Origin of the sequence: Enterobacter cloacae complex sp. 2024EL-00214 (assembly GCF_043945575.1) — a bacterium.
In the GTDB taxonomy this organism is placed as follows: domain Bacteria; phylum Pseudomonadota; class Gammaproteobacteria; order Enterobacterales; family Enterobacteriaceae; genus Enterobacter; species Enterobacter cloacae_P.
Genome location: NZ_JBIMRC010000021.1, coordinates 69,269 through 91,255, shown reverse-complemented (window position 1 = coordinate 91,255; position 21,987 = coordinate 69,269). Strand labels below are relative to the sequence as shown.

The following is a 21,987-nucleotide window of genomic DNA, read 5'->3' as shown; positions in this document are numbered from 1 at the left end:
TAAACTTCGTAATGAATTACGTGTTCACTCGTTGAGACTTGGTATTCATTTATTGTCCGAAGACATTAAGAATCCATGTCACTTTGAGTGCCCACACAGATTGTCTGATAAATTGTTAAAGAGCAGTGCCGCTTCGTTTTCGCTGCGGCGCGGGGTGTGCATACTACGCTTTCCCGCCACAGAGTCAAGCATTTTATTTCGCTTTTCTCTGCTGGTGTTCATCTCTGAACCCCGCTAACCCGGCGGCCTGTAAGCCGTTGTTCCGTGTCAGTGGAGGCGCATTATAGGGAGTTATTCTGAAGTGGCAAGAGGAAATTTAAAAAAAGTTTCTATCCGTGTTTTTTTTCACCAACAGCAATGAAATCAAGCTACAAATTGTTCTAATTGATGTATCTGCAACCAAAATCACACTTGAAGTGGCATACTTATCAGCATGAATCATTAAGGAATAAGAGCGATGCCCTTAAGCGCACAACAGCTGGCAGCACAAAAAAACCTATCCTATGTGCTGGCAGAAAAGCTGGCTCAACGGATCTTAGCGGGTAAATATGCCCCGGGTAGCATCCTGCCAGGAGAAATAGAGCTGGGTGAGCTGTTTGGGGTAAGCCGTACCGCCGTTCGCGAAGCAGTGAAAACATTAACAGCAAAAGGAATGGTGCTCCCGCGTCCTCGCATTGGCACCCGCGTTATGCCTCAGGCCAACTGGAACTTCCTCGATCAGGAGTTACTCTCCTGGTGGATGACCGAAGACAACTTCCATCAGGTTGTCGATCATTTCCTGGTAATGCGCAGCAGCCTCGAACCCCAGGCATGCCTACTTGCCGCCACGCTCGGTACCGCAGAACAAAAAGCACAGCTCAATACCTTGATGGAAGAGATGATGTTCCTGAAAAAGCACTTCAACCGTGAGCGCTGGATTGAGGTAGATATGGCCTGGCATGAACATATCTATACGATGAGCGCGAATCCTTTCCTGACGTCTTTTGCCTCTTTATTCCATTCGGTGTACCACACCTACTTTACTTCTATTACACAAGATGAAGTGGTGAAACTGGATCTGCATCAGGCGATTGTTGATGCCATTCAGGAGAGTGACGGGCAGCGTGCCCTGAGTGCGTGCCAGGCATTGCTGGCCGCGCCAACCCACCAGCAGGTAAATAAATGACAGAGAAAAAAGCGCGCAGCATGGCTGGACTACCGTGGATTGCAGCTATGGCGTTCTTTATGCAGGCACTGGATGCCACCATCCTTAACACCGCCCTCCCTGCAATAGCACAAAGCCTCAACCGCTCCCCGCTGGCAATGCAGTCTGCCATCATCAGTTACACCCTGACGGTCGCGATGCTGATCCCGGTGAGCGGCTGGCTGGCCGATCGCTTCGGCACCCGTAAAGTGTTTATGCTGGCGGTGACGCTCTTCACACTCGGTTCACTGGCCTGCGCGCTATCCACCTCCTTAACGGAGCTGGTTATCTTCCGCGTACTCCAGGGGGTCGGCGGGGCGATGATGATGCCCGTAGCGCGTCTGGCGTTACTGCGTGCTTATCCGCGCAGCGAACTGCTCCCCATCCTTAACTTTGTCACCATGCCTGGGTTAGTCGGCCCAATACTTGGCCCGGTACTCGGAGGGGTATTTGTGACCTGGGTAAGCTGGCACTGGATCTTCCTGATTAATATACCGATTGGTATGGTGGGGTTGCTGTATGCCCGCAGGTATATGCCGGACTTCACCACGCCAGGACGTAATTTCGACATGGGCGGGTTTCTTCTGTTTGGCCTGAGTCTGGTGCTTTTCTCCAGCGGGATGGAGCTATTCGGCGAAAAAATTGTGGCGACAGAGATTGCACTGTCCGTCATCTTCAGCGGTATTCTGTTGTTCCTTCTTTATATACGTCATGCGCGCCGTCACCCGACCCCGCTGATCCCCCTGTCTCTCTTTAATACCCGAACCTTCTCCGTCGGGATCGCAGGCAATATTGCATCACGCCTGGGAACAGGTTGCGTACCGTTTCTGATGCCATTGATGCTGCAGGTCGGCTTCGGCTACCCGGCATTGATTGCCGGCTGCATGATGGCTCCCGCGGCAATGGGGTCGATTCTGGCAAAATCGACCGTCACGCAGGTGCTGCGCTGGTGTGGGTATCGTAAAACGCTGGTTGGCGTGACCGTCTTTATCGGGCTGATGATTACCCAGTTCTCGTTGCAGTCCGCAGCCCTGCCAGTCTGGATGTTAATCCTGCCGCTCTTTGTTCTGGGAATGGCTATGTCAACGCAGTTCACATCGATGAACACCATCACGCTTGCCGATCTTACTGACGAGAATGCCAGTAGCGGCAACAGCGTACTGGCAGTGACTCAACAGTTGTCGATCAGTCTGGGGATTGCCGTGAGTGCGGCGGTACTGCGGTTTTATGAAGGTTTTGATAGCTCAAATACCGTCGAGCAGTTCCACTATACCTTTATCACTATGGGCGCACTCACCGTCGTTTCAGCCTGGGTCTTTATGCTGTTAAAACCGAAGGATGGCCGAAACCTGATTAAAGAGCGCCACAAAGAGAAGGTTAAACCGACCCCCGTTCCATCAGAACAGGAGTAAGTTGCAGACGTTGCTGTTGCAGCGTGGGCTGCGCCATCCGGTGGATCAGCACATCAATGGCCAGCTCACCCAGCTCATCTTTCGGCTGATGAATAGTGGTCAGCGGCGGCGTCATATAGCTGGCCAGTTCGATATCATCGTAGCCAATCACCGCCATATCCTGCGGGATCTTTATCCCTGCCTGATACAGCGCCTGGTACGCACCAAATGCCATCGCATCGTTGCCAATAAAAACGGCCTGCGGACGGTGCTCTTGCGCCAGCAGTTTCTGCATCGCCTCGAAGCCGCCGTTAAATTCGAAATCACCGGTAATCTGGTAGCCATCAGGAATGGCAAGCCCCGCACGCTCCATGGCGCAGAGGTATCCTTCCTGACGCAAACGCGCCGGCGTTTTATCCAGCGGGCCGGTAATGCAGGCGATGCGGGTATAGCCTTTATCGATCAGATACTGGGTCGCCATATCACCCCCCAGCAGAGAATTGTCCTGAATCAGATCGCTGGTACCATCGAACGGTGCCCAGTCCATCATCACCGTCGGTACCGACGGGTAGCGTTGCATAATTTCTTTCGACGGCTGATGAGTCTCGGTACACAGCAACAGTAACCCGTCGACGCGTTTTTGCATCAGCGTCTCCAGATTACGGTTCATGCGCTGTTCATCCCCTTCGGTATTGCACAGCACCAGGCTGTAGCCACGCTCGAAACAACTGCGTTCCACACCGCGCACAAGTTCAGAATAAAAAGGGTTGGTACTGGCCGTGATAAGCATGCCAATAGTGCGCGTCTGGTTGAGCTTGAGGCTGCGCGCCAGCGCCGACGGCGCATAGTTGAGATCTTTGACTGCCGCTTCGACTTTTTCCCTAATCGCCTCACTGACAAAACGATCGTTATTAATGACGTGAGAAACCGTCGAAGTAGAAACGCCCGCCATGCGGGCGACATCTTTCATTGTGGCCAAGCGTTACCCCTGCTGACTTAAGAATTCATCGATCTCTTTACGCCACGGAACGGAAGGCTGAGCACCTTTACGCGTAACCGCGATGGCCGCGGCAGCATGTGCGAAGCGAATGGCATCATCCATTCGCGCACCTTCCAGCAGCGCTGTCACCAGCGCACCGTTAAAGGTATCACCCGCCGCGATAGTATCAATCGCTTTCACCTTAAAGCCCGGCACGCGACGGCCTTCGCCATTCACGCTTGCCCACACACCACGGCTACCGAGCGTGATGATAACGGTTCCGATGCCTTTTTCATGCAGTGCATTCGCCGCACGCGCAGCATCGTCATCATTTTCAACACGAATCCCCGTCAGTTTTTCCGCTTCGGTTTCATTCGGGGTAATGATGTCCACCAGCGCCAGCAGCTCATCTGATAATACACGGGCAGGAGCCGGATTAAGTACGACAGTGGTATGATTTTCATGCGCAATTTTTGCGGCAGCCAGAACGCTTTCGACTGGCGATTCCAGCTGCATCAGCAATGCTTCCGCATTCGCAATAATCTCACGCTGCACTTCAACACGTTCAGTCGTCAACGCGGCGTTAGCGCCAGCATGAATACCGATGACATTCTCACCTTCTGCGTTGACGAAAATCAGCGCCACGCCGGTAGATTCCCCCGCCACCACGCTCACCGGCGCAATATCAATATTATCGCTGGCCAGCTGTTTACGTACGCGCTCACCGGTATCGTCATCACCCGTGCAGGCAATAAACGCGATATGCGCCCCGCTGCGTCCGGCGGCAACCGCCTGGTTTGCGCCTTTACCGCCGAAGGCCACCTGATATTGATTGCCGGTGACGGTTTCGCCCGGTGTCGGGAAAGATTCAAGGTTAAGAATGTGATCGGCATTGATGCTGCCAAGGACGACGAGGTTGCCTGCGGTTTTCATGGTAGAGGAGTCCATCTGAGAGCGCCACCGGTGTTACCCGGTGGCGTATGCCACACTTTTCTTTATAGGGTGTCCCTCAGGCAGCCAGCGACTGCCTGAATCGCCTTTTTACTGCTTGATGACCAGTTTCAGGTCAACTGGATATTTGGCCTGAACTTTTTCGCCCTTCAGCACTTTATCCGCAGTCTGGACGCCAGTTGCGCCAATCTGCTCAGGCAGCTGAGCGATGGTCGCAGCCAGTTTGCCATCATTTACTGCTTTTTCACCATCTGGCGTACCGTCAAATCCGACAACCATCACATCAGATTTACCCGCAGTCTGCAGAGCACGCAGTGCGCCCAGCGCCATTTCATCGTTCTGTGCAAATACTGCCTGCACGTCAGGGTGTGCGGTCAGCAGGTTCTGCATAACGTTCAGACCTTTAGTACGGTCGAAGTCAGCAGGCTGGCTGGCCAGCACGTTAAATTTGTGCGCAGCAACAGCCTGCTGGAAGCCTTCGCCACGTTCACGGGCTGCAGACGTCCCTGCAATACCCTGCAGTTCGATAACCTTCGCACCTTCACCTGCTTTCTTCGCGATATAGTCACCCGCAATTTTACCGCCCAGCACGTTATCAGACGCGATATGGCTGACGACGTCGCCTTTAGAGGCCTGACGGTCCAGGGTGATCACCGGGATTTTTGCCTGGTTTGCCATCTTAACGGCGTTACCCACTGCGTCAGAATCGGTTGGGTTGATCAGCAGGATTTTGGTGCCACGAACGGTTAAGTCCTGAACGTTAGCCAGCTCTTTCGCCGGGTTGTTCTGGGAATCCAGCACCACCAGGTTGTAACCCAGTTTGTCCGCCTCTTTCTGTGCACCATCCTTCAGGGAGACGAAGAACGGGTTGTTCAGGGTAGAGATGACCAGCGCGATGGTGTCTTTTGCCATTGCGTTAGCACTTACGGTTGCGCTCAGCGCGACAGCAGAAACCAGGGTAGCCAGTTTTTTCATGTTCATATCTAAGATGTCCTGTAGTGTCGTCAGTTACTGTTTTTTGTTGTCTACCAGTACCGCCAGCAAAATCACCACCGCTTTAACGATCATCTGGTAATAGGAGGAAACACCTAACAAATTCAAACCATTATTCAGGAAACCGAGGATCAGTGCGCCGATCAAAGTCCCAACAATGCGACCTTTACCGCCCGCCAGACTCGTACCGCCCAGAACCACTGCCGCAATGGCATCCAGCTCATACCCCGTACCCGCCGTTGGCTGCGCAGAAGAGAGGCGCGCCACTTCGATGATGCCCGCCAGAGACGCCAGCAGGCCGCACAGGGAGTAAACGATAATTTTGACTTTATTAACGCTGATACCAGACAGACGCGTTGCCGCTTCGTTACCGCCCAGCGCATAGATATAACGACCCAGACGGGTGTGGTGCAGCATGTACCACGCCGCCAGGAACACGATAGCCATGATCCAGACCGGCGTCGGAATACCCAACGGACGACCGATACCGAACCAGCCAAACAGATCGGCGTTATCCGTAAACCCGGTATTCACCGGGCTACCGTTGGTATAGACCATCGTCACACCGCGCAGCAACAGCATCATCACCAGCGTGGCAATGAACGCCTGAACACGACCTTTCGCCACAATCACACCGGTAACGGCACCAATAGCCGCGCCAGTTGCCAACGCAGCGGCAACAGCGACCAGCGCGTTGACTTCAATCCCTACAATTGAAGCGGCGATTGCACCGGTGAGCGCCAGCAGGGAACCGACGGACAGATCGATACCCGACGTCAAAATCACCAGCGTCATCCCGACCGCCATAATGGCGTTCACGGAGGTCTGCTGAAGAATGTTGAACAGGTTATTCACGGTAAAAAAGTTCGGGCTCATGGTCGAGACAATCGCGATCAGCACCAGCAGGGCAATCAGCGATTTTTGTTCCAGTAGCCATGCCTTGGTGAAATAACGGCGACCAGAAACAGCCTGGGTAGTCATCTTCTTACTCCTGATTCACGCGATTAAGCTTGCCCACAGCGGCAGCCATCAGAACTTCCTGGGTGGCCTGCTCGCGAGTGAATTCACCGCCGAGATGCCCTTCATGCATGACGATAATACGATCGCTCATGCCTAATACTTCTGGCATCTCGGAAGAGACCAGAATGATGCTCAGACCGTCGGCCTTGAACTGGTTAATCAGCTGATAGATCTCTTTCTTCGCCCCCACGTCCACGCCGCGAGTTGGCTCATCAAGGATCAGCACTTTCGGACGCGTCATCAGCCCGCGAGCAATCGCGACTTTCTGCTGATTACCGCCGGACAACAGGCCAATCGCCTGCTCCATCGACGGAGTTTTGACGTTAAAGAGACGAATAAAATCACTGACCGCCTGCTGTTCGTCTTTGTGCTTCAGGCTGCCGCCACTGTGGCTGAAATAGCGCAGTGCAGTAAGCGACATATTCTCTTTCACTGACATGCCCAGCACTAAGCCATCACGCTTGCGGTCTTCGGAAATATAGACGATGCCGTTTGCCAGACCATCTTGCGGAGAACGGGTAACCACTTCACGGCCATCGAGCGTCACATAACCGCTGGTGCGCGGCAGTGCGCCATACAGCACTTTCATCAGCTCGGTACGCCCCGCGCCCATCAGGCCCGCCACGCCCAGAATTTCCCCCTGACGTAGCGTAAAGGTTACGTCGTTCACTCCCGGACCGCAGAGGTTGTCCACCTTCAGGCGGATCTCGCCAGGCTGCTTGTCCAGATGCGGGTACTGATCTTCGAGCTTACGTCCCACCATCATTTCGATAAGCGTATCTTCGGTCAGCGTTGCCACTTCTCGCTCGGCAATAAATTGCCCGTCGCGGAAGACGGTCACGTCGTCGCAGATCTCGAAAATCTCTTTCATACGGTGAGAAATATAGACAATCCCACGTCCCTGCGCTTTCAGCTCGCGGATGACGCGGAAAAGGGATTCGGTTTCGGTATCGGTGAGCGCATCGGTTGGTTCATCCATGATGATGACCTTCGACTCGAAGCTCAGCACCTTGGCGATTTCCACCATTTGCTGATCGCCAATGGAAAGCTCGCCCACCAGACGGTCACTCTTAAAGCGCAGGTTCAGCTTCACCAGCAATTTGTCGGCTTCGGCATACATCGTTTTCCAGTCGATTTTACCAAACCGGTTAACGAACTCACGGCCGAGGAAGATGTTCTCCGCAATGGTGAGTTGCGGGATCAGGTTCAGTTCCTGGTGGATAATGCCGATACCCGCTTCCTGAGAGGATTTCGGGCCAGTGAACGTGGTCTCTTTACCCAACCACAGCAGTGAACCTGCGTCGCGCTGGTAGATACCGGTCAGCACTTTCATCATGGTGGATTTGCCCGCGCCGTTCTCACCCACCAGCGCCATAACGCGTCCTGGGTAAACGTTCAGCGCTGCACCGGAGAGGGCTTTTACGCCCGGGAACGATTTATCGATCCCTTTAAGTTGCAGTAATGCGTCCATGATGGCCTCAGAAGGTGACGCCAGCACAGAGAATAATATTCGCATACGGGGAACACTCCCCGCTGCGAATCACCGCCTGACTGTCTGCGGTTTGTTGTTTGAACTGCTCGTGCGTTGTGTAACGAATTTCTATGGTGTTTCCCTGGTGTTGTTGCAGTTGCTCAATGTGGCTGAGCAACGTTTCGTGGAGTTGCGGATTATGTTGTTTGATTTCCGCCGCGAGAATGGCCGCCTCAACCTGCATCTCCGCAGTCACCACATCCAGTACCTGCATGAACGAGGGCACGCCCTGCGTTAACGCCATATCAATACGGGTTGTGCTGTGCGGAACCGGTAAGCCTGCATCGCAAACTACCAGCGTATCGGTATGCCCAAGACGGGAAATAACCGATGAGATTTCTGAGTTGAGTACAGTGCCTTTCTTCATTTTCTTGCTCCACTAGCGAAACGTTTCGCTAAAATCAGTTTAGTCTCAAGAGTGTTCAGAAAACCACCGTGACGTAACAGATTTGTGATCAACGTCGAAACGTTTCGCTAAGTGAAATGTTGAGGGAGATAAATGCAAAACGGTAACCCTCTGGTTACCGTTTTTTATGTTTGCGCCCTCTCCTTGCGGGAGAGGGTTAGGGTGAGGGCACCAGACCGCAGAGGAGATTAAATCTCGACCTGCGTCCCCAGCTCAATCACACGGTTAGGCGGGATCTCAAACTGGTCAGGTGCGCGCAGGGCGTTACGCTGCAGAATAAGGTATAGCTTGCCACGCAGACGCAGATACCACGGACGCTTGCCCATAATCAGCGACTCGTGTGACATGAAGAACGATGTCTCCATCATGCGACAGCTCAGCCCTTCCAGACCACAGCGATGGAACACCTCTTCCACGTTTGGTGTTTCACGCCAGCCGTAGCTTGCCACCACGCGCCAGAAGGTCGGTGACAGTTGCTCAATCTGTACGCGGCGTACGTTGTGAACATACGGGGCATCTTCAGTGCGCAGCGTCAGCAGGATCACGCGTTCGTGCAGCACCTTATTGTGCTTGAGGTTATGCATCAGCGCGAACGGGATCACGTTCAGCGCACGAGACATATACACCGCGGTACCCGGTACACGAACTGGCGGGGATTTCTCCAGCGAAGCAATCATCGCATCCAGAGAATTACCGTGTTCATGTATGCGACGCAACAGGCGGAAACGCTCGCTCTTCCATGTCGTCATCACAATGAACATCACCAGACCCAGCGTGAGCGGCAGCCAGCCACCGGAGACAATCTTGTCGAGGTTCGCAGAGAACAGCGGCACGTCGATACACAGGAAACCTGTCAGAATCACCCCCACAAGGAGTTTATTCCAGTGCCAGTTTCGGTGTGCCACCGTGGCAGAGAGAATCGACGTCAGCACCATCGTACCGGTTACAGCAATACCGTAGGCTGCAGCCAGATTACTGGAGTGCTCAAAGCTAACGATAACGATAACAACCGAAAAATAGAGCAACCAGTTAATGAACGGGATGTAAATCTGACCCGACTCCATTTCCGATGTATGGATGATGCGCATTGGGGAGAGATAACCCAAACGCACGGCCTGACGCGTCAGGGAGAACACGCCAGAAATCACCGCCTGAGAGGCAATCACTGTCGCCAGGGTGGCGAGGATCAACATAGGTACCAGCGCCCAGTCCGGGGCCAGCAGGAAGAACGGGTTCTTAATCGCTTCCGGATTATCGAGCAGCAGTGCGCCCTGGCCGAAGTAGTTCAGCACCAGCGACGGTAACACCACAACAAACCATGCCACACGGATAGGCAGTTTCCCGAAGTGCCCCATATCAGCATACAGCGCTTCAACACCGGTGATGGACAGCACGACCGCCCCCAGCGCCACAAAGGAAACCACTTTGTATTCCAGGAAGAAATGCACCGCCCAGTACGGGTTCAGCGCCTGCAGCACTTCCGGGTTGGCAATAATGCTGCGCAAGCCCAGCGCCGCGAGAACCAGGAACCAGGCAAACATAATCGGGGCGAACAGTTTCCCTACCAGCCCGGTACCGTGTTTCTGGATTATAAACAGCAACGTCAGAACAATGATGGCCAGCGGGACAACCCACGTATCGAGCTGCGGCGCGATAATCTCAAGCCCCTCTATCGCCGAGAGAACCGAGATCGCGGGCGTGATCACCACTTCCCCATAGAAGAAACTGCCGCCAATCAGGCCGATGATAACCAGTACCGACGTCATTCTGGCGGACGTATTGCGCCCGGCAAGCGACATCAGCGTCAGTATCCCCCCTTCACCCGCGTTATCTGCACGCATCACGAAGGACAGGTATTTTACAGACACGACCAGGACCAACAGCCAGAAGATCAGTGACAGGAAGCCAAACACGGCATCACGTTCAACACCAAAACCAAACTGACCGGACAGACATTCACGAAGCGTATAAAGTGGGCTGGTGCCGATATCACCGTAGACAACCCCGATCGCCGCAAGCGTTATTGCGGGTAATGATTGTTTATTATCAGTGCTCATAGACTAGTCTTTTCGTTTAAATAACAAATGTGTGCTTAGTCCCTTGGCCCACAAAAAGCGCACAGTATGCACGATTCACTGCAAAATCGTACCCCTAAATGCAACCGCATTAATGTAGCGCAAAGAAAATTGCGCCGCACTTCAGTCTATTACCAGCCCTGACTGAAACGTCTATACTCGCTTCAATTGGCCGCCACGACGGCGAAAGGATGCAAAACTATTATGGCTCACTCACATTTATTAGCAGAAAGAATTTCCCGTCTCAGCGGGGCGCTGGAGAAAGGTCTTTTCGAGCGTAGCCACGCCATCCGCCTCTGTTTACTGGCGGCACTGAGCGGCGAAAGCGTATTTTTACTCGGCCCCCCGGGCATTGCTAAAAGCCTGATTGCCCGTCGGCTGAAGTTTGCTTTTCAGAATGCACGCGCCTTCGAATACCTGATGACCCGGTTTTCCACCCCCGAAGAAGTTTTCGGTCCGCTTTCCATACAGGCGCTGAAAGATGAGGGACGCTATCAGCGTCTGACGGAGGGTTATCTCCCGGAAGCGGAAATCGTTTTTCTTGATGAGATCTGGAAAGCTGGCCCGGCCATACTGAACACGCTGCTCACGGCGATTAACGAACGTCGGTTTCGCAATGGCGCAAGCGAAGAGAAAATCCCGATGCGCCTGTTGGTGGCGGCATCAAACGAACTGCCTGAAGCTGACAGCAGCCTGGAAGCACTGTATGACCGTATGTTGATCCGCCTGTGGTTAGACAAAGTGCAGGACAAAGCGAACTTCCGCTCCATGCTGGTAAGCCAGCAGGATGAGAATGAAAACCCGGTATCCGCTTCACTACAGGTAACGGATGAGGAGTATCACCAATGGCAGCAGGATATTGGCAAAATCAAACTGCCTGATGCCGTTTTTGAGCTGATTTTCATGCTGCGCCAGCAGCTTGATTTACTGCCCTCTGCACCGTATGTCTCCGACCGACGCTGGAAAAAAGCGATCCGCCTGCTGCAGGCAAGCGCCTTATTCAGCGGGCGTGATGCAGTTGCACCTATAGATCTAATCCTGCTGAAAGATTGTCTCTGGCACGATGCAGAAGGCATGAATCTGATGCAGCAGCAGCTTGAAATATTGATGACCGGACACGCCTGGGGCCAGCAGTCGATGCTCAACCAGCTCGGAGCGATTGCCCAACGACGCATCCAGCTTCAGCAACAGCAAAGTGATAAAACGGCGCTGAAAGTGAACCGACTTGGCGGTATGTTTGCCCGTAAACCGCACTATGAACTGCCTGCCGGGCTAACGAGCACGACGCTTACGCTATTGCTCCAGCAACCGCTTAAACTTCATGACATGCAGGTGGTTCACGTTACGATTGAGCGCGAGGCGCTGGCGCAATGGCTCGATAAGAGCGGTGAGATCCGTGGCAAGCTCAACGGCATCGGTTTTGCACAGCCGCTCAATATGGAAGTGGATAGCAGCCAGCATCTGGTGATCCGCGATGTGAGCCTGCAGGGATCGCGTCTTGCTTTACCCGGAACAACCTCCGATAGCGTACCAGAAGAGATCAAACAGCAGCTGGAAGCGCTGGATACCGAATGGCACCAGCAGCACACGCGCTTCAGTGAACAGCAAAAATGCCTCTTTATTCATAGCGACTGGTTAGGTCGTATCGAATCCAGCCTGCAGGATGTCAGCGCGCAGATCAAACAGGCGCGTCAATGCTAACGCTGGACACACTTAACGTCATGCTGGCGGTCAGTGAAGAAGGGCTGATCGAAGAGGTCGTGATTACGCTGCTGGCTTCGCCACAGCTGGCGGCCTTTTTTGAAAAATTTCCAAAGCTCAAAAAGGCGATGACCGACGATCTCCCGCGCTGGCGCGATAATCTGCGGCAGCGATTCAAAGAGACCGAAGTCCCGCCGGAGCTGACGGAAGAGGTCGCTTGCTATCAACAGTGCCAGCGGCTTTCGACGCCGCAGTTTATCGTCCAGCTTCCCCAAACGCTGACGTTGCTCGATAAAGTACACTCTCCCTTTGCCAGCCAGGCCCGGACGCTGGTCACGGATAACGCCACCTTTACCCCGGCACTGCATACCCTGTTTTTACAGCGCTGGCGACTCAGCCTGGTCGTTCAGGCCACCACCCTCAACCAACAGCTACTGGATGAAGAACGCGAGCAACTGCTCAGCGAAGTACAGGAACGGATGACGCTGAGTGGTCAGCTGGAACAGGTGCTGGTGGAAAATGAAAACGCTGCCGGACGTCTCTGGGATATGAGCGCCGGGCAGTTACGGCGCGGTGACTACCAGCTGATCGTGAAGTACGGTGACTTTCTGGCACAACAGCCGGAACTCATGAAACTTGCGGAGCAGCTTGGTCGTTCAAGGGAGGCAAAGTCCGTTCCAAAGAAAGATGCCCCAATGGAAACTTTCCGCACCCTGGTTCGTGAGCCAGCAACCGTACCGGAACAGGTAGATGGCTTACAGCAAAGTAATGACATTTTACGTCTGTTGCCCACCGAACTGAGCACGCTGGGGATGACCGAGCTGGAATATGAATTTTACCGTCGGCTGGTGGAAAAACAGCTCCTGACCTATCGTCTGCACGGTGAAGCCTGGCGCGAGAAGATCAGCCAACGTCCTGTCATCCATCAGGATTTTGATGAACAGCCTCGCGGGCCTTTTATTGTTTGCGTGGATACATCCGGTTCGATGGGCGGTTTTAATGAACAATGTGCAAAAGCATTCTGCCTGGCTCTGATGCGCGTGGCGCTCGCAGACCGACGTCGATGCTTCATCATGCTGTTCTCCAGCGAAGTGGTGAGCTACGAACTGACGAGCCAGCAGGGCATCGAGCAGGCAATCCGCTTTTTAAGCCAGCGTTTTCGTGGCGGTACCGATCTGGCCAGCTGTTTTCGTAGCATTGTCGAACGTATGCAGGGCGGAGAGTGGTACGACGCTGACGCGGTGGTGATTTCCGATTTTATTGCTCAGCGACTGCCGGATGATGTGGTCAATAAAGTGAAGGAGTTACAGCGGGTGCATCATCACCGTTTTCATGCCGTGGCGATGTCAGCACATGGAAAACCCGGCATCATGCGCATCTTCGATCATATCTGGCGCTTTGATACCGGGTTGCGTAGCCGCCTGCTCAGACGCTGGCGGCATTAATTAAAGAAGGGAACCGACGCTTTCACGTACCTGCTGTGGCCAGACACCACACTGTACCTGACCAATATGAGAGAGTTGCAGCAATAACATGGTCAGACGGGACTGACCAATACCGCCGCCAATGGTCTGAGGCATTTCACCGCGCAACAGCGCCTGGTGCCACTCCAGCTGCAGACGCTCTTCATCACCGGTGACCGCCAGCTGACGTTTCAGCGCGTCAGCATCCACGCGGATCCCCATAGAAGAAAGTTCAAACGCATCTTCCAGCACCGGGTTCCAGACCAGAATATCACCGTTCAGACCCGCGAATTCACTTTCGCCCACCGTGCTCCAGTCATCATAATCCGGCGCGCGAACATCGTGACGTTTACCGTCAGAGAGCTTGCCGCCAATCCCTATCAGGAACACAGCACCCAGCTCTTTGGCTATCGCCCGTTCACGACCTTTGGCATCCAGATCCGGGAAGCGGGTCAGCAGATCCTGACTGTGAACAAAGTGGATCGATTCCGGCAGGAACGGTGCCAGGCCAAACTCTTTGCTCACTGCGGCTTCGGTGGCTTTGATCCCGGCGTAGATCGCCTCAACGGTAGATTTCAAGGTACCTACGTGGCGCTCGCCATCCCCCATCACGCGCTCCCAGTCCCACTGGTCAACGTAGACAGAATGAATCGCTGACAGGCGGTCTTCATCGGGGCGAAGGGCTTTCATGTGCGTGTACAGCCCTTCGCCTGCGCTGAAGTCGTGTTGCCCCAGGGTTTGACGCTTCCATTTCGCCAGTGAATGAACCACTTCGAACTGAGCGTCTGGCAGTGTTTTCACTTTCACCTGTACCGCTTTTTCGCATCCGGACAAGTTATCCTGCGTCCCGTCCCCCACGCGGCTAAGAATCGGAGCCTGAACTTCAATCAGACCAAGCTTATCTTCCAGCTGGCGGGAAAAATGGGATTTAACGAAACTGATCTGGCGTTGTTTTGCGATGTAAGCGGTTTTCATTATTTATACTCCTGCGTCCTGTTGGTATTGATTAAGCAACAAAAATGGCACTCAATTCAATAATCAAACAACAAAAAGCCACCTTCACTTTTGATTCATCAAAATGTAGCGCTAGAATAGAGAGATTCATTAATCTTCATAAGAAAAACATATGGAAAATTATCAGATCGACAATCTGGACCGCGGCATCCTGGAAGTCTTAATGGCTAATGCGCGCACCGCCTACGCCGAACTGGCGAAACAGTTTGGTGTCAGCCCGGGGACAATTCACGTTCGCGTAGAGAAAATGAAACAGGCGGGGATCATTACCGGCGCACGTATTGATGTCAGCCCAAGGCAGCTGGGTTATGACGTGTGCTGCTTCATTGGCATAATTCTCAAAAGCGCCAAAGACTACCCTTCCGCTCTGGCAAAGCTGAACGCCCTTGATGAGGTCACCGAGGCGTACTACACCACCGGACACTACAGCATCTTTATAAAAGTGATGTGCCGATCCATTGATGCCCTCCAGCAGGTACTTATCAACAAGATCCAAACAATCGATGAAATTCAGTCCACCGAGACACTGATCTCCCTGCAAAACCCGATCATGCGTACAATTCGCCCATGATCGGGCAAATTCATTCCCACATTTTCCACAGGTAGATCCCAGCTCGTTCACAGCGTACAATGACCGCCTCTTTATCTGAGCGAGCGATCAATGGCGGACATTACTCTTATCAGCGGCAGCACCCTGGGTGGCGCGGAATATGTTGCGGAACATCTGGCTGAAAAGCTGGAAGATGCGGGCTTTTCCACAGAAACCCTGCACGGGCCATTGCTTGAAGATCTCCCGACAGATGGGATCTGGCTGCTGATCACCTCCACGCACGGCGCAGGCGATCTCCCGGATAACCTGCAACCTTTATATGACGAGCTGCAGGAACAACAGCCTGACCTGTCCAGCGTCCGCTTTGGCGCAGTCGGGATTGGCAGCCGCGAATATGACACCTTCTGCGGTGCAATAGAGAAAGTTGAAGCTGCCATCGTCGCTTGTGGGGCAAAACAACTGGGCGAAACGCTGAAGATCAACATCCTCGATCATGATATTCCGGAAGATCCAGCGGAAGTCTGGCTGGGTGAATGGAAAAATTTACTCAAAAACGGTTAAAGATCGCGCGAACAGATGTGGATAACTCTGGTTAAAAGCTCGTATTAAGCAGTAGTTATCCAAAGAATAACGTAGAGGCCGTTTTTACCCTGTGTATAAAGTCGCGATCTGATCCCAGCTTATACTGGCCAGGATCACCGATCATTCACAGCAAACGATCCTTTCTAACTACATGATCTTCTTTGCGAGATCTGACTTATCCACAAAGGTTCGCGATCCTAATAAGAGATCACAATAGAACAGATCTCTAAATAAAAAGATCTTCTTTTTAATAGCCCAGGATCCCAATGCTTTCTCGAAAGACTAAAGTTGAGTAGAATCCACGGCCCGGGCTTCAATCCATTTTCATACCGCTTTACGCGAGGCAGACCACCATGTTTTATCAGGATCCTTTTGACGTCATTATCATTGGCGGGGGTCATGCAGGCACTGAGGCCGCAATGGCCGCAGCGCGAATGGGTCAGCAGACCCTGCTTTTGACACACAATATCGACACGCTGGGACAAATGTCCTGTAACCCGGCGATTGGCGGCATTGGGAAAGGACACCTGGTAAAAGAAGTGGATGCACTTGGCGGCCTGATGGCGAAAGCTATCGATCAGGCAGGCATCCAGTTTAGGATACTAAACGCGAGTAAAGGCCCTGCGGTCCGTGCAACCCGAGCTCAGGCTGACCGTGTGCTTTACCGTCAGGCTGTACGCACTGCGCTAGAGAACCAGCCAAATCTGATGATCTTCCAGCAGGCAGTGGAAGATCTTATCGTTGAGAACGATCGCGTCGTTGGTGCTGTTACCCAGATGGGGCTTAAGTTCCGCGCTAAAGCCGTTGTGCTGACCGTCGGGACATTCCTGGATGGTAAAATTCATATCGGCCTGGATAACTACAGCGGTGGCCGTGCTGGCGATCCGCCGTCTATTCCCCTTTCACGCCGTTTGCGTGAACTGCCGCTGCGCGTCAGCCGCCTGAAAACCGGGACGCCGCCGCGTATTGATGCTCGTACCATAGATTTTAGCGTGCTGGCGCAACAGCATGGCGATAACCCAATGCCGGTGTTCTCGTTCATGGGAAATGCTGCTCAGCATCCACAGCAGGTACCGTGTTACATCACGCATACCAACGAAAAAACACATGACGTGATCCGCAATAATCTCGATCGTAGCCCAATGTACGCGGGTGTGATCGAAGGGATCGGCCCGCGTTACTGCCCGTCGATCGAAGACAAGGTGATGCGCTTTGCCGATCGTAACCAGCACCAGATCTTCCTGGAGCCGGAAGGACTGACATCTAACGAAATTTACCCGAACGGTATCTCCACCAGCCTGCCATTTGACGTTCAGATGCAAATTGTTCGCTCAATGCAAGGTATGGAGAACGCTAAAATTGTTCGTCCAGGCTACGCTATTGAGTACGATTTCTTCGATCCGCGTGACCTGAAGCCAACTCTGGAGAGCAAGTTCATCCACGGCCTGTTCTTCGCGGGTCAGATCAACGGCACTACCGGTTACGAAGAAGCTGCCGCACAGGGTCTGCTTGCAGGTCTGAACGCTGCACGCTTCTCCGCTGAGAAAGAGGGTTGGGCACCGGGACGTTCTCAGGCTTACCTGGGGGTTCTGGTCGACGATCTCTGCACCCTGGGTACCAAAGAACCGTACCGTATGTTTACCTCTCGTGCAGAATATCGCCTGATGCTGCGCGAAGATAATGCCGACCTGCGTCTGACCGAAATGGGTCGTGAGCTGGGTCTGGTGGATGACGAACGCTGGGCGCGTTTCAACGAGAAACTGGAACGCATCGAACAGGAACGTCAACGCCTGAAGACAACGTGGGTCAACCCGCAGGCGGAAACTGCTGCCGAAGTGAACGCTCACTTGACTGCGCCGCTCTCGCGTGAAGCCAGTGGTGAAGACTTGCTGCGTCGTCCGGAAGTGACCTATGAGAACCTGGTCAAACTGACAGCGTTCGCTCCAGGCCTTGAAGACGCTGAAGCGGCTGAGCAGGTTGAAATCCAGGTAAAATACGAAGGTTATATCGCGCGTCAGCAGGATGAGATCGAAAAACAGCAGCGCAACGAAAACACGCTGCTGCCGGAAATGCTGGACTATCGTCAGGTGACTGGCCTTTCCAATGAAGTGATCGCCAAGCTGAACGATCACAAACCTGTGTCTATCGGCCAGGCATCCCGTATCTCCGGCGTCACACCTGCCGCGATTTCAATTCTGCTGGTGTGGTTGAAAAAGCAAGGTATGCTGCGTCGTAGCGCGTAATCACTTTTGTTTTTTGGCGGGCGGCGTTTTGCTGACCCGCTCTACAGCTTTGCAGGCCCGGTAAGCGTTAGCGCCACCGGGCAAATTATTTCTAAACAGGTATTCACTGTGCTCAATAAACTCTCTCGTCTGCTGGATCAGGCAGGTATTTCGCTCACCGATCACCAGAAAAATCAGCTGGTGGCTTATGTCGATATGCTGAACAAATGGAACAAAGCGTACAATCTGACGTCTGTGCGCGACCCCAACGAGATGCTGATTCGCCATATCCTCGACAGTATCGTGGTGGCTCCATATCTGAGCGGTGAGCGCTTTATCGACGTTGGGACGGGGCCGGGGCTACCGGGTATCCCGTTGTCGATTGTCCGTCCTGAGAGCCATTTCACACTGCTGGACAGCCTGGGCAAGCGCGTGCGCTTTTTACGCCAGGTGCAGCATGAGCTGAAGCTTGAAAACATTACGCCTGTGCAGAGCAGGGTAGAGGAGTTCCCGGCTGAGCCGCCGTTTGATGGTGTTATCAGCCGTGCATTTGCCTCACTGAACGACATGGTGAGCTGGTGCAAGCATCTGCCTGCTGAGAATGGTCGTTTCTATGCGCTGAAAGGGCAGCTTCCAGGCGAAGAAATTGAGCAGCTTCCGGACGGTTATTCTGTCGAATCCATTGAGAAATTACAGATTCCTCAGCTCGACGGTGAGCGCCATCTGGTGATAATTAAGGCAAACATTTTTTAAAAAATTAATAAAAAATGTGGAATTTGTGCTGTTCTCAATGTGTTAAAAAACAGCACAACTAAAGAGATTTAGCTGAAGTTAATTTAACCTTATTTTTACTAAGGATTTTCTTACGGTTAACTTCACAGGTATTGTTCACCATGAAGATAATCAACAGTGAAAATATCAGTCTGCTAAAAGTGGGACGTCGCAACAAGAACGTGATGTTAAATATTTATTAAGAATGTCAATGAAAGGTTTTTGTTGTATACAGGGCTGTTTTGAAAATAGTGACTATATTTTATCTTTAATTTCATAAAGATGAAATTAACCGTGATAAATGCAGCCTTATCGGAAATGTGTATTTTGTGATCCCGTGCACGCTTTGTCATCAACGTTTTCGCGCTGTTTGCAGTTTTGTCCGAAGGTCGATGCTTTAGTCAAAAGTTAAAAAATAGCGACGGGGAAAAATATTTAAACATTTATTCACCTTTTCGCTACTTAATGTTTGAAATCACGGGTGCGCACCGTATAATTTGTCCGCTTTTTGATGCTTGACTCCGAGCCTTAAAGGACGTTTTATACGACACGCGACATACCTCGAAGGGAGCAGGAGTAAAAACGTGATGTCTGTGTCGCTCTTGAGTAGAAACGTTGCTCGTAAGCTTCTGTTCATTCAGTTTCTGGCTGTGATAGCAAGTGGACTGCTGTTTAGCCTCAAAGACCCCTTCTGGGGCATCTCCGCCGTGTGCGGGGGTTTGGCGGTTGTTCTGCCAAACGTATTGTTTATGATTTTTGCCTGGCGTCATCAGGCGCATACACCCGCCAAAGGCCGCGTGGCCTGGTCCTTCGCTCTGGGCGAAGTATGTAAGGTGTTGCTGACCTTTGCTCTACTGGTGATGGCGCTGGCGGTTTTGAAAGTGGTATTCATGCCGCTGATAGCAACGTGGGTTTTGGTGCTGGTGGTACAAGTTCTGGCTCCAGCTGTAATCAACAACAAAGGGTAAAAGGCATCATGGCTTCAGAAAATATGACGCCGCAGGATTACATAGGTCACCATCTGAATAACCTTCAGCTGGACCTGCGTACATTCTCGCTGGTGGATCCGCATAACCCCCCGGCCACCTTCTGGACGATCAACATCGACTCCATGTTCTTCTCGGTGGTGTTGGGTCTTCTGTTCCTGGCCATGTTCCGCGGTGTTGCTAAAAGGGCGACCAGCGGTGTTCCAGGGAAATTCCAGACGTTCGTCGAGATGATCATCGGCTTCGTGCATGGTAGCGTCAAAGACATGTACCATGGCAAGAGCAAGCTGATTGCTCCACTGGCCCTGACCGTGTTCGTTTGGGTGTTCCTGATGAACCTGATGGACCTTCTGCCTATCGATTTTATTCCGTGGATCGGCGAGCATGTTCTCGGTCTGCCAGCGCTGCGCGTGGTTCCGTCTGCTGACGTGAACATCACCCTGTCGATGGCGCTCGGTGTATTTATCCTGATTCTTTTCTACAGCATCAAAATGAAAGGCGTAAGCGGCTTTGTGAAAGAGCTTACCTTGCAGCCGTTCAACCACTGGGCGTTCATTCCGGTCAACCTGATCCTGGAAGGCGTTAGCCTGCTGTCCAAGCCTGTATCACTGGGTCTGCGACTGTTCGGCAACATGTATGCGGGTGAGCTGATTTTCATTCTGATCGCGGGTCTTCTGCCGTGGTGGTCACAGTGGATTCTTAATGTGCCGTGGGCCATTTTCCACATCCTGATCATTACGCTGCAAGCCTTTATCTTCATGGTTCTGACGATTGTCTATCTGTCGATGGCATCTGAAGAGCACTGATTCTTTACCAACACTACTACGTTTTAATTGAAACAAACTGGAGACTGTCATGGAAAACCTGAATATGGATCTGCTGTACATGGCTGCCGCTGTGATGATGGGTCTGGCGGCTATCGGTGCTGCGATCGGTATCGGCATCCTCGGGGGTAAATTCCTGGAAGGCGCAGCGCGTCAACCGGATCTGATTCCTCTGCTGCGTACTCAGTTCTTTATCGTTATGGGTCTGGTGGATGCTATCCCAATGATCGCTGTAGGTCTGGGTCTGTACGTGATGTTTGCTGTCGCGTAGTAGCTGTTTTAAAACCCTAAGCCACAGAAATTTAAGAGGTATTGTGCTGTGAACATGAACGCAACAATCCTCGGCCAGGCCATCGCGTTTATTCTCTTTGTCTGGTTCTGCATGAAGTATGTATGGCCGCCTTTAATGGCTGCCATCGAAAAACGTCAGAAAGAAATTGCTGACGGTCTGGCTTCTGCAGAACGCGCTAAGAAAGATTTGGACCTTGCACAGGCCAACGCGACAGACCAGCTGAAAAAAGCGAAAGCGGAAGCTCAGGTAATCATCGAACAGGCTAACAAACGCCGTGCTCAGATCCTGGACGAAGCCAAAGCTGAAGCAGAACAGGAACGTACTAAGATCGTGTCACAAGCTCAGGCTGAAATTGATGCTGAGCGTAAACGTGCTCGTGAAGAACTGCGTAAGCAGGTTGCGATTCTGGCTGTTGCTGGCGCCGAGAAGATCATCGAACGTTCCGTGGATGAAGCTGCTAACAGCGACATCGTGGACAAACTTGTCGCTGAACTGTAAGGAGGGAGGGGCTGATGTCTGAATTTGTTACGGTAGCTCGCCCCTACGCCAAAGCAGCTTTTGACTTTGCTGTCGAACACCAAAATGTCGATCGCTGGCAGGATATGCTGGCGTTTGCCGCTGAGGTGACGAAAAACGAACAAATGGCTGAGTTGCTTTCCGGTGCATTAGCGCCTGAAACTCTCGCCGCGTCGTTTATCGCCGTGTGCGGAGAACAACTGGATGCCAGCGGCCAGAACCTGATTAAGGTGATGGCTGAAAACGGTCGTCTGCGCGTGCTTCCGGATGTTCTTGAGCAGTTCGAGCACTTACGTGCCCTTAGTGAAGCTACCGCTGAAGTTGAAGTGACTTCTGCGAATGAACTGAGTAACGAACAGCTTTCGAAGATTACTTCCGCGATGGAAAAACGTCTGTCACGCAAAGTTAAGCTGAATTGCAAAATCGATAAGTCTGTAATGGCAGGCGTAATCATCCGTTCGGGTGATATGGTCATTGATGGCAGCGTACGCGGCCGTCTTGAGCGCCTTGCAGACGTCTTGCAGTCTTAAGGGGACT

General features: G+C 52.6%; 21 protein-coding genes. 13 read left to right on the top strand and 8 right to left on the bottom strand.

Going from position 1 to position 21,987, the window contains the following annotated elements:
• Positions 1-457 precede the first annotated feature (457 nt).
• Positions 458-1,165, top strand: coding sequence for a FadR/GntR family transcriptional regulator (locus ACHHZ6_RS19995; RefSeq protein WP_182273222.1), 708 nt, complete (start codon positions 458-460; stop codon positions 1,163-1,165).
• Positions 1,162-2,595, top strand: a complete 1,434-nt coding sequence (gene mdtD, locus ACHHZ6_RS19990) for a multidrug transporter subunit MdtD (protein ID WP_395122951.1) — start codon at positions 1,162-1,164, stop codon at positions 2,593-2,595. The genes ACHHZ6_RS19995 and mdtD overlap by 4 nt, the downstream gene beginning before the upstream one ends.
• Here the strand turns inward: mdtD and rbsR are convergent.
• From rbsR to kup, 7 genes are all read right to left on the bottom strand, one after another.
• Positions 2,561-3,553 carry a ribose operon transcriptional repressor RbsR gene (gene rbsR / locus ACHHZ6_RS19985; protein ID WP_182273220.1) on the bottom strand — a complete coding sequence of 331 codons (993 nt, stop codon included), beginning with the start codon at positions 3,551-3,553 and terminating at the stop codon, positions 2,561-2,563. The genes mdtD and rbsR overlap by 35 nt on opposite strands.
• A gap of 3 nt (positions 3,554-3,556) precedes the next feature.
• Positions 3,557-4,486 carry a ribokinase gene (gene rbsK / locus ACHHZ6_RS19980; RefSeq protein WP_182274601.1) on the bottom strand — a complete coding sequence of 310 codons (930 nt, stop codon included), beginning with the start codon at positions 4,484-4,486 and terminating at the stop codon, positions 3,557-3,559.
• A 108-nt stretch (positions 4,487-4,594) separates the two neighbouring features.
• Complete coding sequence (gene rbsB / locus ACHHZ6_RS19975) at positions 4,595-5,485, bottom strand: ribose ABC transporter substrate-binding protein RbsB (protein WP_182273219.1); 891 nt, start codon at positions 5,483-5,485, stop codon at positions 4,595-4,597.
• A 27-nt stretch (positions 5,486-5,512) separates the two neighbouring features.
• A complete protein-coding gene (rbsC, locus tag ACHHZ6_RS19970) occupies positions 5,513-6,478 on the bottom strand; it encodes a ribose ABC transporter permease (RefSeq protein WP_182273218.1) in 966 nt (321 codons plus the stop codon).
• 4 nt (positions 6,479-6,482) lie between these two features.
• On the bottom strand, positions 6,483-7,988 hold the full coding sequence (rbsA, locus tag ACHHZ6_RS19965) for a ribose ABC transporter ATP-binding protein RbsA (RefSeq protein WP_182920086.1): 1,506 nt from the start codon (positions 7,986-7,988) through the stop codon (positions 6,483-6,485).
• A gap of 7 nt (positions 7,989-7,995) precedes the next feature.
• Entirely contained in the window at positions 7,996-8,415 is a 420-nt protein-coding gene (rbsD, locus tag ACHHZ6_RS19960; protein ID WP_182273217.1) for a D-ribose pyranase, read from the bottom strand.
• 227 nt (positions 8,416-8,642) lie between these two features.
• Positions 8,643-10,511: a low affinity potassium transporter Kup gene (gene kup / locus ACHHZ6_RS19955; protein ID WP_182273216.1), complete on the bottom strand. Its 1,869-nt coding sequence runs from the start codon at positions 10,509-10,511 to the stop codon at positions 8,643-8,645.
• Between the two features lie 222 nt (positions 10,512-10,733).
• On the opposite strand from kup, the gene ravA reads away from it, so the two are divergent.
• Entirely contained in the window at positions 10,734-12,230 is a 1,497-nt protein-coding gene (gene ravA / locus ACHHZ6_RS19950) for an ATPase RavA (protein ID WP_395122950.1), read from the top strand.
• Positions 12,224-13,675, top strand: coding sequence for an ATPase RavA stimulator ViaA (gene viaA, locus ACHHZ6_RS19945; RefSeq protein ID WP_395122949.1), 1,452 nt, complete (start codon positions 12,224-12,226; stop codon positions 13,673-13,675). The genes ravA and viaA overlap by 7 nt, the downstream gene beginning before the upstream one ends.
• Here the strand turns inward: viaA and asnA are convergent, their stop codons facing one another.
• Positions 13,676-14,668 carry an aspartate--ammonia ligase gene (gene asnA / locus ACHHZ6_RS19940; RefSeq protein WP_395122948.1) on the bottom strand — a complete coding sequence of 331 codons (993 nt, stop codon included), beginning with the start codon at positions 14,666-14,668 and terminating at the stop codon, positions 13,676-13,678.
• Positions 14,669-14,819: 151 nt separating this feature from the next.
• Here asnA and asnC point away from each other — a divergent pair, with 151 nt between their 5' ends.
• The 9 genes from asnC (at position 14,820) to atpH (ending at position 21,980) form a co-directional block, all read left to right on the top strand.
• Positions 14,820-15,278, top strand: coding sequence for a transcriptional regulator AsnC (asnC, locus tag ACHHZ6_RS19935; protein ID WP_182273212.1), 459 nt, complete (start codon positions 14,820-14,822; stop codon positions 15,276-15,278).
• A 90-nt stretch (positions 15,279-15,368) separates the two neighbouring features.
• Entirely contained in the window at positions 15,369-15,818 is a 450-nt protein-coding gene (gene mioC, locus ACHHZ6_RS19930; RefSeq protein WP_182273211.1) for an FMN-binding protein MioC, read from the top strand.
• A 374-nt stretch (positions 15,819-16,192) separates the two neighbouring features.
• Complete coding sequence (gene mnmG / locus ACHHZ6_RS19925; RefSeq protein WP_023333918.1) at positions 16,193-18,082, top strand: tRNA uridine-5-carboxymethylaminomethyl(34) synthesis enzyme MnmG; 1,890 nt, start codon at positions 16,193-16,195, stop codon at positions 18,080-18,082.
• A gap of 108 nt (positions 18,083-18,190) precedes the next feature.
• The gene (rsmG, locus tag ACHHZ6_RS19920) at positions 18,191-18,814 is read left to right on the top strand and encodes a 16S rRNA (guanine(527)-N(7))-methyltransferase RsmG (protein WP_182273210.1); all 624 of its coding nucleotides are present in this window, start codon (positions 18,191-18,193) and stop codon (positions 18,812-18,814) included.
• A 605-nt stretch (positions 18,815-19,419) separates the two neighbouring features.
• The gene (atpI, locus tag ACHHZ6_RS19915) at positions 19,420-19,800 is read left to right on the top strand and encodes a F0F1 ATP synthase subunit I (RefSeq protein ID WP_008500194.1); all 381 of its coding nucleotides are present in this window, start codon (positions 19,420-19,422) and stop codon (positions 19,798-19,800) included.
• An 8-nt stretch (positions 19,801-19,808) separates the two neighbouring features.
• Positions 19,809-20,624 (top strand): F0F1 ATP synthase subunit A, encoded by an 816-nt coding sequence (gene atpB, locus ACHHZ6_RS19910; protein ID WP_182273208.1) that lies wholly within the window; start codon positions 19,809-19,811, stop codon positions 20,622-20,624.
• Between the two features lie 49 nt (positions 20,625-20,673).
• Entirely contained in the window at positions 20,674-20,913 is a 240-nt protein-coding gene (gene atpE, locus ACHHZ6_RS19905; protein ID WP_000429386.1) for a F0F1 ATP synthase subunit C, read from the top strand.
• A gap of 48 nt (positions 20,914-20,961) precedes the next feature.
• Entirely contained in the window at positions 20,962-21,432 is a 471-nt protein-coding gene (atpF, locus tag ACHHZ6_RS19900; RefSeq protein WP_182273207.1) for a F0F1 ATP synthase subunit B, read from the top strand.
• Between the two features lie 14 nt (positions 21,433-21,446).
• Positions 21,447-21,980: a F0F1 ATP synthase subunit delta gene (gene atpH / locus ACHHZ6_RS19895; RefSeq protein WP_182273206.1), complete on the top strand. Its 534-nt coding sequence runs from the start codon at positions 21,447-21,449 to the stop codon at positions 21,978-21,980.
• Positions 21,981-21,987: the final 7 nt, after the last annotated feature.